Source organism: Pseudomonas fulva NBRC 16637 = DSM 17717 (assembly GCF_000730565.1).
Classification (GTDB): Bacteria; Pseudomonadota; Gammaproteobacteria; order Pseudomonadales; family Pseudomonadaceae; genus Aquipseudomonas; species Aquipseudomonas fulva.
In genome coordinates, this window is sequence record NZ_BBIQ01000023.1 from 67351 (window position 1) to 83423 (window position 16073).

Genomic DNA, 16073 nt, shown 5'->3' on the forward strand with positions numbered 1-16073 from the left:
GGGTTGGCTTCTTTTACACTGTTGGTCTGGTAGCATGCGCGGGATGACATATTCAGGAAGAGTTCGCTGGGGCCTGGTGATCTGGGCCGTTAGCTTTGCTGCATGGGGCCAGAGCGAATTGGTGGTGACGGTCAAACCGGCCAACAAGGCGCTCAAGGCCAATGTCGAGGGCTATATCGGTAGCTTGGGTGACCGCGACGAGCAAGCGCTGCTGCGTTTCAGTCGCGGGGCCGAGGAGCAGGCGCGCAAAGCGGCCCAGGCGCTGGGCTACTACCAGGCCCAGATAAGCACCGACGTCAAGCCGCCTAGCGGTGATGACGGTTCACCGCGATTGGTGGTGAACATCGTGCCTGGCGAGCCGATTCGCCTGCGCAACGTAACCGTGCGCGTCGAGGGGCCGGCCAGTGACATGACCGCCTTCAGGGTGCCTTCCGGCGGCGCCCTTCGCGCTGGCCAGCCACTGAACCACGGCGTCTATGAAGATGCCAAGCGTGTCATTCAGAACCAGGCCTCACGTTATGGCTTCTTCGCAGGCCGCTTCAGCCAGCAGCGCCTGGCCGTCGATCCACGTGCTGGCGTGGCCGATATCGATCTGGTCTACCAAAGTGGGCCGCGGTACCGCTTGGGCGCGGTCACCTTCAGTGGCGATACGCCGTTGGACGACGATCTGCTGCAGCGCATGGTCTCGTTCAAGCCCGGTACACCCTATGATTCGGAGCTGATTGCCGAACTCAACAACGATTTGCAATCGAGCGGCTACTTCGAGGGCGTGCGCGTAGACGCCGCGCCCACGGCCGCTGTCGCCCAGAACATTCCGGTCGATGTGCGCCTGGAAACCCGCAAACCCCGTACATTAGGCCTGGGCCTTGGCTACTCCACCGACGTCGGTCCGCGCGGCAAGGCCAACTGGACTCGCCATTGGGTCAACCCTCAGGGGCACAGCTATGGCTGGGAAGCGGAGCTGTCGGCGCCGCGGCAAAACGTGGGGTTGTGGTACGACATCCCGTTGGACCCACCATTGACGGACAAACTGCGTTTTGCCGGGGGGTACCAGAACGAGGAACTGGCGGGTACCGACACCCTCAGCAAGCTGTTGACGGTAGGCCCTGAATGGCACAGCAAGCTGCCCAATGGCTGGCAGCGAGTCATATCGCTCAAGTACCAACGCGAAGAGTACCGGCTGGGGGACGATGCGGGCCTGAGCAACCTGCTGATGCCCGGTATCAGCTATTCGTTTCTGCGCAGCGACAACCGCATAGACCCCCACAATGGCTATCGCGTGCAGTTCGAAGCGCAAGTGGCCAAGGAAGGTGTCGGCTCCGATACGAACCTGCTGCGCGGCAACGTGTTGCTCAAAGGGCTTACGACGGTAGGCCAGAATCACCGTCTGCTGGGCCGCGTGCAGTTTGGCGGTAGTGCCACCAACGGTTTCCAGAACAGCGTTCCGCCTTCGCTGCGGTTTTTCGCCGGTGGCGACCAGAGCGTGCGCGGCTATGACTACCAGACGCTGTCGCCAAAAAACAGCGATGGGGATCGCATCGGTGGTCGCTACCTGGTGGCGGGCAGCGTCGAGTACCAGTATTCCCTGACGGACAAATGGCGCCTGGCAACCTTCGTCGACCAGGGCAATGCGTTTAATGACTTCGAATTGCCCAACCTGAAGACGGGCGTCGGCTTCGGCGTGCGCTGGGTGTCACCGGTAGGGCCGCTACGCCTGGACCTGGCCAAGGCCCTGGACGACGACGGCGGCATCCGCCTGCACTTTTCCATGGGGCCTGAGCTTTGAAACCTGTAATCAAATACATGCTGCTGGGCCTGTTGGGGCTCGTGAGCATCCTGACCCTGACCATCGCGTTGCTGATCGGCACAGAGGGCGGCAGCCGGTGGGCGCTGGGCAAGGTTCCCGGGCTGAGCGTAGAGGGCTTCGCAGGACGGCTGGCGGGCACTTGGCAAGCGACTCGTCTTTCCTACGTCGATGGGCAAACCCAGGTTCTGGTGCAGGCGCCCTTGCTGAACTGGTCCCCGGCGTGCCTGCTGCGTGGGGCTTTGTGCATCGATCAGCTGCACGCAGAACGTATCGACATGGCGTTTGCCCCTTCGACCGACGTCAGTGACGACGGCCCGCTGCAATTGCCCACAGTGGACTTGCCGCTTGCCATCGAACTGGGCGAGGTGCAGATCGGGCAATTGCGTCTGGATGGCAGCGACCTGCTTGGTGATCTGCAACTGGCTGCGCACTGGACCGGTGAGGGCATGCGCATCGACAGCCTGCATCTGACCCGCGACGATTTGAAGCTGGACCTGCAAGGTGACGTGAAGCCCCAAGGCGATTGGCCTGTGCAGCTACAGGCCCAGGTGCAGCTCCCTGCCATGGGTGACCAGCCATGGCAACTGGCATTGCAGGCCATGGGTCAATTGCAACGCTCGCTTGACCTGACCGGCACTAGCAGTGGGTACCTGGATGCCACTCTTGCAGGCAAGGTCCAGGCGTTGGCCGAACACCTGCCCGCCAGCTTGAGCATTCAGTCCAAAGCGTTCAAACCGTCGGAAGCACTGCCCGACACCCTGCAGCTCGATGACCTGGTGCTGCTGGCCGATGGGAACCTGGAGACGGGTTATGCATTGACCGGTTCTGCCAACTTGCCAGCCGAGCAGTCTCCCATCGCTCTGGCCTTGTCCGGCGTGGTCGACAGCAAGGGCGCCGTGGTCAAGGGCCTTGATCTCAACGCAAGCGATAGCCAGCAGGTGAAGCTGCAAGCCAAGGTCGACTGGCAGGAGGGCCTGGCAGCGGACGCGCAATTGGTTTGGCAGGACTTCCCCTGGCTGCGCCTGTACCCATTGGATACACCACCCGAGGTGACGCTCAAGCGCCTGAATGCAGAGGTCCGCTACCGCGACGGTCGCTATGAAGGCAGCTTCGATGGCGATCTGGACGGGCCTGCCGGCGCTTTCAAGGTGGCAAGCCCCTTCGAAGGTGACCTTGAGCAGGTCACCTTGCCAACGCTGGCGCTCACTGCGGGGCAAGGCAAGGCAACTGGCCGTGCGGCCGTACGCTTCGCCCAAGCACTCGCCTGGGACGTCGACCTGCAACTGTCGGCGTTGAACCCGGCCTATTGGGTGGCGGAACTCCCTGGAACATTGGCCGGGCCGTTGCGCAGCAAAGGCCAGGTGCAGGGCGATGACCTGTCGCTCGACGCACAGCTTGACCTCAAGGGCCGCCTGCGTGGTCAACCCGCTGTACTCAACGTTCAGGCGGACGGGGCCGGGCAGCGCTGGACCCTAGCAGCCTTGCGCGTACAACTGGGCGACAACCGCATAAACGGCAGTGGCAGCCTGCAACAGCGCCTGGCCGGCAAGGTGGACATCGACCTGCCACGCCTTGGGCAGCTGTGGCCCGAGCTGCAGGGCCAGGTCAAGGGGCAGCTGGACGTGGCCGGCACCCTGCAGGCGCCGCAAGGCACACTGGCTCTGCGCGGTACCGGGTTGGCCCAGGCCGAGAATCGCTTGCAGCAACTGAACCTGTCGGCCCGTCTGGACGACAGGCAACGGGCCAATATCGACTTGAAGGTCACGGGCATTCAGGCGGGTGATACCGACCTCGGTACGCTGCAAGCGGTCGGCAATGGCGACATGCGACGACAAGCATTGACGCTGGCGTTGAACGGCCCGCAGCTGAAGTTGGACGTGGGGCTGGACGGGCAACTGGACGATGGTGACTGGCGCGGCCGCCTGGCCACTGGGCGGGTACAGGCTGGCGGACAAGACTGGCAATTGCAGGCGCCTGCCAAATTGCAGCGCCTGGCCAGCGGTCAGCTGGATTTCGGTGCCCATTGCTGGCGATCCGGGCAGGCCAGTCTGTGTGGTGACGATCAACGGTTGGCGCCTGAGCCACGCCTGCGGTACCACCTCAAGCGCTTCCCGCTGGACAGCCTGGCGCAGTGGATGCCCAAGGATTTCGCATGGCAGGGTCTGCTCAATGCCGACATCAACCTGGACCTGCCCGCCAGCGGCCCGAAGGGTACGGTGGTAGTGGACGCCAGTGGCGGCACATTGCGCGTCAATGACGGTAATCGCTGGGTCGATTTCCCCTACCAGACCCTGCGACTGGATAGCTCCTTGGCACCGCGGCGTATCGATACGCGTCTTGCATTCCGTGGGGAGCGCCTGGGGCAGCTGAATCTCACAACGCGCATTGACCCACTGGGCAAGGACAAGCCGTTGTCCGGTGATTTCAACCTGGCTGGTCTCGACCTTTCGGTGGCCCGTCCCTTCGTGCCGATGGTGGAGCACCTGGCTGGGGAGCTCAAGGGTAGCGGGCAGCTGTCCGGCACATTGTTGGCGCCGCAAGTCAACGGTAGTGTGAATTTGAGCGGTGGCCAGATCACCGGCGCCGAACTGCCGACCCAGTTCCAGGACCTCAGCCTCCAGGCCCGGATCGCGGGTGAACAGGTGCAGCTTGCCGGCACCTGGCGCAGCGGCAGCACCGGGCGCGGCCAGGTCGATGGTAGCCTGACCTGGGGCCAGGCGCTGGGGATGAACATCCGCGTGCAAGGGCAGCAGTTGCCCGTCACGGTCGAACCCTATGCCACCCTGGAGGTGGCGCCGGACCTTACCTTGCAACTGATCGACGACAAGTTGGCAGTCACAGGCAAGGTGCAGGTGCCCAACGGCAAGATCACGGTGCGCGAGCTGCCCCCCTCGACGGTCAAGGTTTCCGACGACACGGTCATCGTGGGCAACCAGACCGAGGAGGGCAAGCCGCCCATGGCCATGGCCATGGATATCGATGTAGAGGTAGGACGAGGCAAGCTGTCGTTCAGTGGTTTCGGCCTGACTGCCAACCTGCTGGGGCACGTGCATATCGGTGACAATCTCGATACGCGCGGCGAGTTGAGCCTGGCCGATGGTCGCTACCGCGCCTACGGCCAGCGGCTGACCATCCGCCGCGCCAGGCTGCTGTTTGCCGGTCCGATCGACCAGCCCTACCTGGACATCGAAGCGATCCGCCAGGTTGATGACGTGATTGCCGGCATCCGCTTGAGCGGCAACGCCGAGCAACCGACCAGTACGGTGTTCTCCGAGCCTGCCATGAGCCAGGAGCAAGCGTTGTCCTACCTGGTGCTTGGCCGTCCGTTGGGAGCATCGGGTGAAGACAACAACATGCTGGCCGAGGCCGCATTGGGCCTGGGACTGGCTGGCAGCGCAGGGATCACGGGGAATGTGGCATCGCGTCTGGGCATCGACGACTTCCAGCTCGATACCGAGGGCTCAGGCAACACTACCAGTGTGGTGGCCAGCGGCAACCTGACCGAGAAACTCAGCCTGCGCTATGGGGTAGGGGTATTCGAGCCGGCGAACACCATCGCCCTGCGCTACAAGCTCAGCAAGAAGGTGTATGTCGAGGCTGCCAGTGGAGTGGCAAGCTCGCTGGACGTCTTCTACAAACGGGACTTCTAGTCGCCACCCAAGGTTGACGGCCTGACCTGGCCGAGGGTCGGGCTGAGCAGATGGTGTCGGAATCAACGGATCGTCGCCGCCTCGATGAACTCGTTGGTGGGCGAGGGGGGTGTCGCTGAAGCCGGGGCGCGAACTGGGGTGATCAAGTTCGTGTACTCCTCGATCAGCCGGTTCAAAGCCTCGGGCGGTTCGCTTGCCTGGAACTGCATGCGGATCTGCACTTCGTCGGGATCGCGGTTATCCCCTTGGCGGCCATGGCCGCCAATGGTGACCTTGAAACTCGCCGAGCGGTTTCCATCGGCTGGGGTGAGAGCTCGGCGTGCTTCGGTATTCTGCACGCGAACCGACAGGTCGACCTGCATCCGTTCGAGCGCCAACCCTTTGGGCGAAACCAGCGCAAAAAGGGGCACGCGCATCAAGTGTTGCCCATCCATGGCCACCTCGACCATCTTCGCGGTCATCGGTGCGCCCAGCTCTTGGTGATTGCAGTCGAAAAAACGATCGAACAGTTCAATGTACTGTTGCGCGATCATGCTGTTGGCGGCGCTCGCAGCTTCCTGCAGGCCGCGAGTGATTTCGCGCAGGTCAATGGAGGTCATGGGGGCGGGGCTCTTGTCCATGGGGTCGACTCATTGGGCCAAGTGGGTCCCCTGAAGAACCTTCAGGGGGACAGGTCGCGTCACGCCGTGAGTGCGTCGACGGTGGTCATGCCGTTGGGCGATTGCGCTCTTCCTGAGCCTCAGATGGCGGATTCGAAGGGCGCTCTTGCTGCGTGGCATCCTTTGCAAGAACGGGCTTGGTGGCGGCCTCCGTGAGGAAGTCGATCACCCTCATCATTGCCTCCGGTGGATCCTGGCGCTTGAGGGTCGTGTTGAATGCGTACCGCGCCCGGGTGTCGGTCTTGCGAGTTTGCGAGGACTTGTGGCTTACGCTGCCCTTGACGTTGAGTTTGAAGGGTCCCCAACCCAAGGAGGCGGCGGCTTCTGCGTTCACATCCCTGGCCGACGTGTCTTCGGACATCTGGTTGATGACCAGCTCGAATTCGACAGTACCGTTTTCGATGGCGATGTTGGGGTGGGTGATCGCCGCCATCAGCGGCACTTGCAGCGTCTTCTTGACCACGCCCTTTGATTGGCCCTGCTCGTCGACGATGGTCTCGTCGTAATCGAACTGAATGGCGACCGCCTTGCCGTCCTGTACGCAGACTTGCATGAGGAAGTCTGCGTAGGATTTGCTGGCGGTGACCTGGGCTTGGACCATGGCCTGCAATGGGCCTGCGATCATGCGGTCCATGGGCAGGGCGTTGATGACAGACCCGATTAAGCTGTTATCTATAGACATACTGGGTTCTCTTCTTAGGTTTCAGGTTGAGGGGGGGTATGAGTTGATAAAGCGTCGCTTATCGCAATGGCAAATCCTGACGGCGGATGTTGCCGATCTGGCGCAGGCTCAGCCCGTACTTATTGGCCAACAAGCTGCGCGAGAATCCGCTGGCGCTTTCTTTCTGAATCTGTTGATTGCGCAGTTGGCGGACGAAATGATCAGCCTTGGGAATCTCGAGCGCGACACCTGCAAAGCGCTTGATCAGGGCGTCGAGTGCCTCAGCCGGTAACACATCAGCAAGCTTGGTACGATCGCGGTGCTTTGGAATGTACTTAGGCCTACCGCCAAACGCGCAGGTCAGCTGGTACGCGTTTTCTATGCCTATGCACTCAATCAATGCCTGTAACGATTGCGGCAATTGGCTGACGTCGATGTGGCTCAAGTCTGGCGTTTCCATATGACGCTCCTTCGAAAATGGTAGGGATCACCAGCGGCATAACGTCGAGGTGTGGCTGGATTTTCAGTGATTGCCGGCGGGACCCGCTAGGCGCCATTAGGGGTGAGGGTTGTAGCTTCGGTTACTAGCTTATGCAGGCAGCGCAGTCTCACCGTGTAGGAAAAAAGCATGTAAGCGCTTGAGGATCGACTGGTGTCAGGGGGGGTGAGCACAACGTATGGCATTTTGGGCCCTCGCACCTCAGTCGCAGGGATAGGCACTGAGTAAACTGGCGCTGCTCACGCGCGCCTTTTCAACGTTTCGCAGCTCCGATGGCACGGACCTCCAGTCCACTTGCACGCAGAGCGCGTGAAGGGGCTGCCCTTTACGGGATCCGATAATCTGGTCATCGAAGGTCCGGCGGTAGATCGCCTGGGTCTGGGACACAGGCCGTACATGATCGGCCCCGGCCAGGGTCTGCTGCGCAAGTGCTGGCAATACAGCGGAGGGCACCTCGAAGCGCAACGAGGTGTTGTCAGGACTCAGGTAGCCAGCCTTTCGGACCCGTTGCCACAACTGTTGCCACTGGCTGCTCCCTGCCTGCTGGCTCAGCGTGTGCCCAAGATCGAGCAGTGTTGCGCAAGGGACTTCAGTTGTAGTGAAAGCGTGCAGTGGCGTGGCAGCCAGGCACAGCAAGAGGGTTGTCAGGCGCTTGTTCATGGGGCTCCCCACAGGTGTGATGAAGCCGTATGTTTTCAGCTGGCGATGCTATCAGGCAGCAGGAAATGCAGCGCCGGGGCGGACGAACGTTGTATCATCTGCGCGGCTTGAGCAAAGCCATCTGTCCCGGATGTAGCAAGGAACCCTGATGACACACGTGCAGCGCCTGAAATATTCTCTCCTGATCATTCTGGTAGTCCTCGGGCTGATGATCGGTCTTTCCCACTTCCAAAAAGCCGGTACGATCAGCGAGCAGACCTTCCAGATGCTGGCTATCGCCATTGCCGTGGTCGTGGTCGTGATCAACGGCATACTACGACGCAAAGTCAGGCGCTGATGCTTGCCGGGCCAGTGGGCCGGCCCAGCTGCTCAGGGCGAAATAGTCCGCTCCAACAGGGCGCGGGCCTGCGGATCAAGGCTGTAGCATTTGTCGGCCCCTAGCTGAATCACGCCTTCGGCGCATAACCGCTTGAGCACTTCTCGTACGCTGAGAAATGACAGCGGTATGTCCAATTGCTCCAGTTGCGCATGCACACCTCGCACCCCAATGCTTCTTCCATTTCGCTGCGCCGCGTGCAGGGTGTCTATCACTTTCAGCCGTATCAGGCTGGTACGCAGGCCGAAGCTGCGCAGCAACTCGCGTATCTGCTCGTTGCCGGTTCGTTCGTCGATCTGCGCGTCCTGCCCCGTCGTGGCATGCATCGGAGTTGGCGGGTTGTACATGTGAATGCTCCTTTTCTTGGACGAATCCGAACGATGGGTGCCTCTTTGAATAAGACGAATGAGCGCATGTAATCTGCAATGCAAAAGCAGAAAAAACTTGATCATTCGTTGGGCTTCCAGATCAAGCGGCCTCTTCTCCAGTCATGTCTTGGGCTCTGCGCGCTGGTGCCAGGCCTGAGCGCGGAGGCCGCCTAAACTCTACCCACGTTCGTTCGTTTCACCGGCATGAACCGTATTCGAGGAGTGCCCGTGTCCCCACTTATCCGCTCAAGTCGTTGTGCCGGTTTAGCCGCAGCGCTCATGGTTGCGGCCTTGACCGCACAGGCCGAAACCGTAGCGCAAGACGCCAGCGCCCAGATCCGTCGCACTACCTATGGCGTGCCGCATATCGTGGCCAAAGACGAAAGAGGGCTCGGTTATGGCATTGGCTATGCCTATGCCCAGGACAACCTTTGTTTGCTGGCTGACCAGGTGCTGACGGTCAGTGGTGAGCGCTCGCGCTATTTTGGTAGCCAAGGCCAGACCGTCGACCAGCGCGAGAACCTGGCCAGCGATGTGTTCTTCACGTGGCTCAACGCGCCGGCTCAGGTGCAGGCCTTTCTGGAGGCACAGCCCGCTGCCATCCAGGCCCTCCTGGCGGGTTATGCCAGTGGTTTCAATCGAGCACTGGCCGAGCGGCGTCAGCAGGGCTTGCCTGCGGAATGTGGAGATGGCGCGTGGGTGCGCGCCATCACCAGCCAGGACCTGGTCAAGCTTACCCGGCGGTTACTTGCAGAAGGTGGGGTCGGGCAGTTCGTCGAGGCCCTGGCCGGGGCGCACCCGCCTCAGAACGATGCCCAGCCACCCGCCGTCGCTTATGGGCAAGCGTTGGAGCAGCAGCAACGCTTTGCCACCCAGCGCGGCAGCAACGCCATTGCAGTGGGTGCCCAGCGTTCGCTCAATGGCCGAGGTTTGCTGTTGGCCAACCCGCATTTCCCTTGGGTGGGAGGCATGCGGTTCTACCAGATGCAATTGACCATCCCCGGTGAGCTCGATGTGATGGGCGCAGCGCTGCCAGGCTTGCCGATGGTCAATATTGGCTTCAATCGCCACCTTGCGTGGACCCACACCGTCGACACGTCCAGGCATTTCACCCTGTTTCGCCTGCAACTCGATCCAAAGGACCCAACCCGATACATGCTCGACGGCAAGTCGCTGCCGCTGACCCGTCAAAGCATCAGCATCATGGTCAAGGCCGCCGATGGCCAATTGCAGAAAGTTGAGCGTGTTCTGTACAGCTCGTCATTTGGCCCGATCGTCCAGTGGCCAGGGCGGTTGGATTGGGACAGACATACGGCTTACAGCCTGCGCGATGCCAACAGCGACAACACCCGCGTCTTGCAGCAGTGGTACCAGATCAATCGCGCTGACAGCGTGGCGGCGCTGACGCGTTCCGTCGAGCAACTGCATGGCATTCCATGGGTCAACACCGTCGCTGTGGATGAAGGTGGCAAGACGACCTACCTGAACCAGTCGGTGGTGCCTTATGTCGACCAGGCATTGCTCGATGCCTGCGGGGGCGAACAGGCAGGCCCGTTGGTCGTGCTCGATGGTTCCCGCAGCCTGTGTAACTGGAAGGTTGACGGCCGCGCCGCCCAACCCGGTACGGTTCCGGCTGAACTCATGCCGCGCCTGGAACGCGATGACTTCGTCCAGAATTCCAATGATCCAGCCTGGATGACCAACCCTGCGCAGCCGCTGACAGGCTACTCCCCATTGGTCAGCCGCAGTGATCAGCCTCTGGGCATGCGCGGGCGTTTCGCATTGGAACGTTTGCAAGGCAAGGCGCTGCTTGGTGTGGACGACCTGCAGCGCATGGTGACCGATGATGAAGTCTACCTTGCGCGTTTGCTGCTGCCGGATCTGTTGAACTGGTGCAAGCGTGCCCCCACAGATGTCGAGCCAGTGTGCCGTAGCCTGGCCAGCTGGAACGGCAAGGCCAACCAGCAGAGCAACATGGGGCTGGTGCACTTTCAAAACATCTACGATGCACTTGAGCAACAACCGCAGGTATGGCGAGTAGCGTTCGATCGCAACGATCCCGTGCATACCCCGCGTGGTTTAGCGGTGGAGCAGGCATCGGTGAGCAAGGTGGTTCATCAGGCGGCGCTTGCCTCACTCCGTCAAGTGGCCGAGGAGGGGATCGACCCGATGGCGCGGTGGGGGCAGGTGCAACAGGCCCATGATGGCACGCCAGTGCCGGGCGGCCCCCAGGCGCTTGGCGTGTACAACGCCATGTACAGTGTGCCGATGGGGCAGGGCAAGCGTCTGGTTGTCAGCGGCACCAGCTACCTACAGCTGGTCAGCTTCACCGACGATGGCCCCAAGGCACGCGGTCTGCTGGCGTTCTCCCAATCGAGCGAGGCGGCCTCGCCGCATGCCAGTGATCAGACCAAGGCGTTCGCCGCTGGTCAGCTGCATGATATGCCGTTTACAGAGAAGCAGATTAAGGCCGATCCGGCGTACCGGGCGGTGATTATCCGTGAGCGAGATGAGCGGCCAGGCGTTCAGTGATTGTCGGTACGGGAGACGAGCCTTGCTGGTCTCCCGCATGCCTTGACCGTTGCTCGTATCAGCATCAGGCCGACGCCTGATGCTGCGCTCAGGCGGGCTATCCCGTTGTCGAGCAGGTAGCGCTCGAGCGTTCAGTGAAATTCGAACGGCGCCAACTGAAACCCTTGTGCGTCCACTTGCAAGGCCCAGGCCCGCTTGTCCCAGTCGCCCAGCACGATGCGCCGGGCCGGCTCCCCGTCCACCATCAGCTTGTGAATCGCCGGGCGATGGGTGTGGCCGTGCACCAGCGTTCGCACGTGGTGCGCTGCCATGACCTTGGGCACTTCCTCGGGCGTGACGTCAACGATCTCCGTGGACTTCATTTGCGTCTGTGCGCGGCTTTCGCTGCGCAGCTTGCGTGCCAATTTCATCCGAACTGACAGCGGCAGGTGCCGAAGCAACCAGAGGCTTACAGGGTTGCGCAGTAACCGGCGCATTTTCATGTAGCCCACGTCGCGGGTGCACAAGGTATCGCCGTGCATCAGCAGCACCCGTTCTGCTCCCAACTCCACCACGCAGGGGTCGCTCAGCAGGGTGCAACCTGCGGCCTCGCAAAAGGCCTGGCCAATCAGAAAGTCGCGGTTGCCGTGCATCAGGTACACCGCTGTGCCGCTGTCACTGAGTCGGCGCATGGCCTGGCAGATCGACTGCTGGAAAGCGGTCATGGCATCGTCGCCGATCCACGCTTCGAAAAAGTCGCCCAGTATGTACAGTGCCTGGGCCTGGCGAGCACGACCTTCGAGCAGATCAAGAAACGCCCGGGTAATGTCCGGGCGTTCTTCTTGCAAGTGCAGATCAGAGATCAGCAGTATCACTCAATGATCTCGGCTTTCTCGATGATCACGTCGTCTTTGGGTACGTCCTGGTGGCCAGCACTCGAGCCCGTGGCAACCTTCTCGATGGCGTCGACGACTTCACGGCCTTCGATCACTTCGCCGAACACGGCGTAGCCCCAGCCCTGAGTGTTCTTGCCACTGTGGTTGAGGAAATCGTTGTCCGAGGCGTTGATGAAGAACTGCGCCGAGGCGGAGTGCGGGTCCATGGTGCGCGCCATGGCGATGCTGTACTTCTTGTTCTTCAGGCCGTTGTCGGCTTCGTTCTGGATGCTGGCGCGGGTTTTCTTCTGGGACATGCCGGCTTTGAAGCCGCCGCCCTGAATCATGAAGCCTTTGATGACACGGTGGAAAACGGTGCCGTCGTAGTGGCCTTCCTTGACGTACTGCACGAAGTTCGCGGTCGTCTGCGGCGCTTTCTCGGCGTCCAGTTGCAGGACGATGTCGCCGTGGTTGGTGCTCAGTTTGACTTTGGACATGCTGAAACTCGCTTTTTCAAGGCAATCGGAAATTGGGATGCGCTGGGCGCTGATTACTAACCAGACGCGGCATCAGGTGTTGGGGACACATGGCGCGCTTGCGCCATTTTGCCAAGGCTGCGGCAAAAAGGCGTGATAAAACACGCCAGTTTGGCGGAGCCCGACTGTCGGCAGCTTGACTGCTTCGGCTATGATAGGCCCTTTGATTCATTCGGCCTACCCAGGCCGGCTACGTGCATTCAAGGATCCTATGAGCAAGCCCACTGCCGACAACGCGCCCAACGCCGCTGCCAAAGGCGCCCCCGCTGTCCCTGCGAACTTCCTGCGGCCGATCATCCAGGCCGACCTGGACTCGGGCAAGCACGCCAGCATCGTCACCCGCTTCCCGCCAGAGCCAAACGGCTACCTGCACATCGGACATGCCAAGTCGATTTGCGTCAATTTCGGCCTGGCCAAGGAGTTCGGGGGTGTCTGTCACCTGCGTTTTGACGACACCAATCCTGCCAAGGAAGACCAGGAATACATCGATGCCATCCAACGCGATGTAAAGTGGCTGGGCTTTGACTGGGCCGGTGACGTTCGCTATGCCTCCAGCTACTTCGACCAACTGCACGCCTGGGCCGTCGAGCTGATCAAGCAGGGCAAAGCCTACGTGTGCGACCTCACCCCGGAGCAGGCCAAGGAATACCGCGGCAGCCTCAAGGAGCCAGGCAAGAACAGCCCGTTCCGCGAGCGCAGCGTGGAGGAAAACCTCGATCTGTTCGCGCGCATGAAGGCCGGCGAGTTCAAGGACGGCGAGCGCGTGCTGCGCGCCAAGATCGACATGGCGTCGCCCAACATGAACCTGCGGGACCCGATCCTCTACCGGATCCGCCATGCGCACCATCACCAAACAGGTGATACCTGGTGCATCTACCCCAACTACGACTTCACGCACGGCCAGTCGGATGCCATCGAAGGCATCACCCACTCCATTTGCACCCTGGAGTTCGAAGGTCACCGGCCGCTGTACGAGTGGTTCCTGGACAACCTGCCGGTGCCGGCGCATCCGCGCCAGTACGAGTTCAGCCGTCTTAACCTCAACTACACGATCACCTCCAAGCGCAAGCTCAAGCAACTGGTGGACGAGCAACACGTCGAGGGCTGGGACGACCCGCGCATGTCCACGCTGTCGGGCTTCCGCCGCCGTGGCTACACACCAGCATCGATCCGCAACTTCTGCGAAATGATCGGTACCAACCGCTCGGACGGCGTGGTCGACATGTCCATGCTGGAGTTCTGCATCCGCGACGATCTGGACCGCACTGCACCCCGCGCCATGTGCGTGTTACGCCCTTTGAAGGTGGTGATCACCAACTATCCCGAAGGCCAGACCGAGCAGCTCGAGCTGCCGCGCCACCCCAAGGAAGACATGGGGGTGCGCGTGCTGCCGTTCGCACGCGAGTTGTACATCGACCGTGACGACTTCATGGAAGAGCCGCCCAAGGGCTACAAACGTCTTGAGCCCAACGGCGAAGTGCGCCTGCGCGGTAGCTACGTCATCCGCGCCGACGAGGCGATCAAGGACGCCGATGGCAACATCGTCGAACTGCGCTGCTCGTACGATCCCGACACCCTGGGCAAGAACCCCGAAGGCCGCAAGGTCAAGGGCGTGATCCACTGGGTGCCGGTCGAAGGCAGCGTGGAGTGCGAAGTCCGCTTGTACGATCGGTTGTTCCGTTCGGCGAACCCTGAGAAGACCGAGGAGGGTGGCACTTTCCTCGACAACATCAACCCCGATTCGCTGCAAGTGCTCAGCGGCTGCCGTGCCGAGCCCTCGCTGGCCCAGGCGCAGCCAGAAGATCGCTTCCAGTTCGAACGCGAAGGCTATTTCTGTGCTGACCTCAAGGACAGTCAGCCGGGCCGCCCGGTATTCAACCGCACCGTCACATTGCGTGACTCCTGGGGCAGCTGAGGAACCATCGTGCTCACGATCTACAACACACTGACCAAGACCAAGGAGCCGTTCAAACCGTTGGACGGCAACAACGTGCGCATGTACGTCTGCGGCATGACCGTCTACGACTACTGCCACCTGGGCCATGGTCGCAGCATGGTGGCCTTCGACCTGGCCACCCGGTGGTTGCGCAAGAGCGGCTACAACCTGACGTACGTGCGCAACATCACCGACATCGATGACAAGATCATCAACCGGGCCAACGAGAACGGAGAAACCTTCGACGCACTCACCGCCCGTATGATCGACGCGATGCATGAGGACGAACGCCGCCTCAACATCCTACCTCCGGACCAGGAACCGCGCGCCACCGATCACATTGCCGGCATGCATGCCATGATCCAGACCTTGATCGACAAAGGGTATGCGTATGCGCCTGGCAACGGCGACGTGTACTACCGCGTCGGCAAGTTCGTGGGTTACGGCAAGCTCTCGCGCAAGAAGATCGAAGACCTGCGCATTGGTGCGCGGATCGAGGTCGGCGAGGCCAAGCAGGACCCGTTGGACTTCGTACTGTGGAAGGGCGTCAAGCCAGGCGAACCCAGCTGGGAGTCACCCTGGGGGCCTGGCCGGCCTGGTTGGCACATCGAGTGCTCGGTGATGTCCACGTGCTGCCTGGGTGAGAGTTTCGACATCCATGGCGGCGGCAGCGACCTTGAGTTCCCGCACCACGAGAACGAAATTGCCCAGAGCGAAGCTGCAACCGGCAAGCCGTACGCCAACGCCTGGATGCACTGCGGCATGATTCGCATCAACGGCGAGAAGATGTCCAAGTCGCTGAACAACTTCTTCACCATTCGTGACGTGCTGGAAAAGTATCACCCTGAAGTGGTGCGCTATCTGCTGGTGGCGAGCCACTACCGCAGCGCGATCAACTATTCGGAGGACAGCCTGCGTGATGCCAAGGGCGCACTGGAGCGGTTCTACCACGCCTTGCGTGGCCTGCCCCGTGTCCCGGCCAGCGGTGGGGATGCTTTCGTCGAGCGTTTCACTGCTGCGATGAACGACGATTTCGGTACGCCGGAAGCCTGCGCCGTGTTGTTCGATCTGGTCCGCGAGATCAACCGCCTGCGCGAGAGCGATGTGTCTGCAGCGGCAGGCTTGGCGGGGCGTTTGCGTGAGCTGGGTGACGTGCTGGGTGTGTTGCAGCTGGAGGCCGATGACTTCCTGCGTGCGGGCGCTGAAGGCAAGGTGGACGCAGCTCAGGTCGAGGGTTTGATCCAGGCGCGGTTGCAGGCGCGGGCCGACAAGAACTGGGCCGAGTCTGATCGCATCCGTGACCAGTTGACGGCCATGGGTGTGGTGCTTGAAGACAGCAAAGGCGGGACGACCTGGCGGTTGGCGGACTGATCTGGGGGGCGAGCTGATTGGGTTGCTCGCAACCCATGTCTAGCGCGCCTCGACTCCAAGATTGCCAAGACTAGTCGCCCTTGTCCTTGTCCTTGTCCTTGTCCTTACCGCTACGTGCTTCTGTTTCTGCTTCTGCTTCTAAGCGCGCGGTAGTCCAGGCGCCG

13 protein-coding genes are annotated in these 16073 nt (G+C 61.4%); 6 read left to right on the forward strand and 7 right to left on the reverse strand.

Annotated features, from left to right (window positions below; all coding sequences use genetic code 11):
* The first annotated feature begins 43 nt into the window (after positions 1-43).
* A complete protein-coding gene (locus tag PFU01S_RS19090; protein WP_027915562.1) occupies positions 44-1786 on the forward strand; it encodes an autotransporter assembly complex protein TamA in 1743 nt (580 codons plus the stop codon).
* Complete coding sequence (locus tag PFU01S_RS19095; RefSeq protein ID WP_028687737.1) at positions 1783-5457, forward strand: translocation/assembly module TamB domain-containing protein; 3675 nt, start codon at positions 1783-1785, stop codon at positions 5455-5457. Before PFU01S_RS19090 ends, PFU01S_RS19095 begins: the two co-directional genes overlap by 4 nt.
* 62 nt (positions 5458-5519) lie before the next feature.
* Here the strand turns inward: PFU01S_RS19095 and PFU01S_RS19100 are convergent, their stop codons facing one another.
* From PFU01S_RS19100 to PFU01S_RS19115, 4 genes are all read right to left on the reverse strand, one after another.
* A complete protein-coding gene (locus PFU01S_RS19100; RefSeq protein ID WP_028687738.1) occupies positions 5520-6077 on the reverse strand; it encodes a DUF2589 domain-containing protein in 558 nt (185 codons plus the stop codon).
* An 85-nt stretch (positions 6078-6162) separates the two neighbouring features.
* Positions 6163-6798: a DUF2589 domain-containing protein gene (locus PFU01S_RS19105; RefSeq protein WP_027915565.1), complete on the reverse strand. Its 636-nt coding sequence runs from the start codon at positions 6796-6798 to the stop codon at positions 6163-6165.
* 58 nt (positions 6799-6856) lie between these two features.
* Entirely contained in the window at positions 6857-7237 is a 381-nt protein-coding gene (locus tag PFU01S_RS19110; protein ID WP_027915566.1) for a Mor transcription activator family protein, read from the reverse strand.
* Between the two features lie 240 nt (positions 7238-7477).
* A complete protein-coding gene (locus PFU01S_RS19115) occupies positions 7478-7936 on the reverse strand; it encodes a hypothetical protein (RefSeq protein WP_028687739.1) in 459 nt (152 codons plus the stop codon).
* A gap of 148 nt (positions 7937-8084) precedes the next feature.
* Between PFU01S_RS19115 and PFU01S_RS19120 the strand changes: the two genes are divergently transcribed.
* Positions 8085-8273 (forward strand): hypothetical protein, encoded by a 189-nt coding sequence (locus PFU01S_RS19120; RefSeq protein WP_028687740.1) that lies wholly within the window; start codon positions 8085-8087, stop codon positions 8271-8273.
* Between the two features lie 32 nt (positions 8274-8305).
* On the opposite strand, the gene PFU01S_RS19125 is transcribed toward PFU01S_RS19120, so the two are convergent.
* A complete protein-coding gene (locus PFU01S_RS19125) occupies positions 8306-8659 on the reverse strand; it encodes a non-structural maintenance of chromosomes element 1 family protein (protein ID WP_028687741.1) in 354 nt (117 codons plus the stop codon).
* Positions 8660-8908: 249 nt separating this feature from the next.
* Between PFU01S_RS19125 and pvdQ the strand changes: the two genes are divergently transcribed.
* Complete coding sequence (pvdQ, locus tag PFU01S_RS19130) at positions 8909-11212, forward strand: bifunctional acylase PvdQ (RefSeq protein ID WP_028687742.1); 2304 nt, start codon at positions 8909-8911, stop codon at positions 11210-11212.
* A gap of 131 nt (positions 11213-11343) precedes the next feature.
* Here the strand turns inward: pvdQ and PFU01S_RS19135 are convergent, their stop codons facing one another.
* Entirely contained in the window at positions 11344-12066 is a 723-nt protein-coding gene (locus tag PFU01S_RS19135) for a UDP-2,3-diacylglucosamine diphosphatase (protein ID WP_028687743.1), read from the reverse strand.
* Positions 12063-12563, reverse strand: coding sequence for a peptidylprolyl isomerase (locus PFU01S_RS19140; RefSeq protein WP_027915571.1), 501 nt, complete (start codon positions 12561-12563; stop codon positions 12063-12065). The genes PFU01S_RS19135 and PFU01S_RS19140 overlap by 4 nt, the downstream gene beginning before the upstream one ends.
* A 250-nt stretch (positions 12564-12813) precedes the next feature.
* On the opposite strand from PFU01S_RS19140, the gene PFU01S_RS19145 reads away from it, so the two are divergent.
* Together PFU01S_RS19145 and cysS are read left to right on the forward strand one after the other, a co-directional pair.
* The gene (locus PFU01S_RS19145; RefSeq protein WP_027915572.1) at positions 12814-14517 is read left to right on the forward strand and encodes a glutamine--tRNA ligase/YqeY domain fusion protein; all 1704 of its coding nucleotides are present in this window, start codon (positions 12814-12816) and stop codon (positions 14515-14517) included.
* Between the two features lie 9 nt (positions 14518-14526).
* Positions 14527-15909 (forward strand): cysteine--tRNA ligase, encoded by a 1383-nt coding sequence (cysS, locus tag PFU01S_RS19150; RefSeq protein WP_027915573.1) that lies wholly within the window; start codon positions 14527-14529, stop codon positions 15907-15909.
* Positions 15910-16073 lie beyond the last annotated feature (164 nt).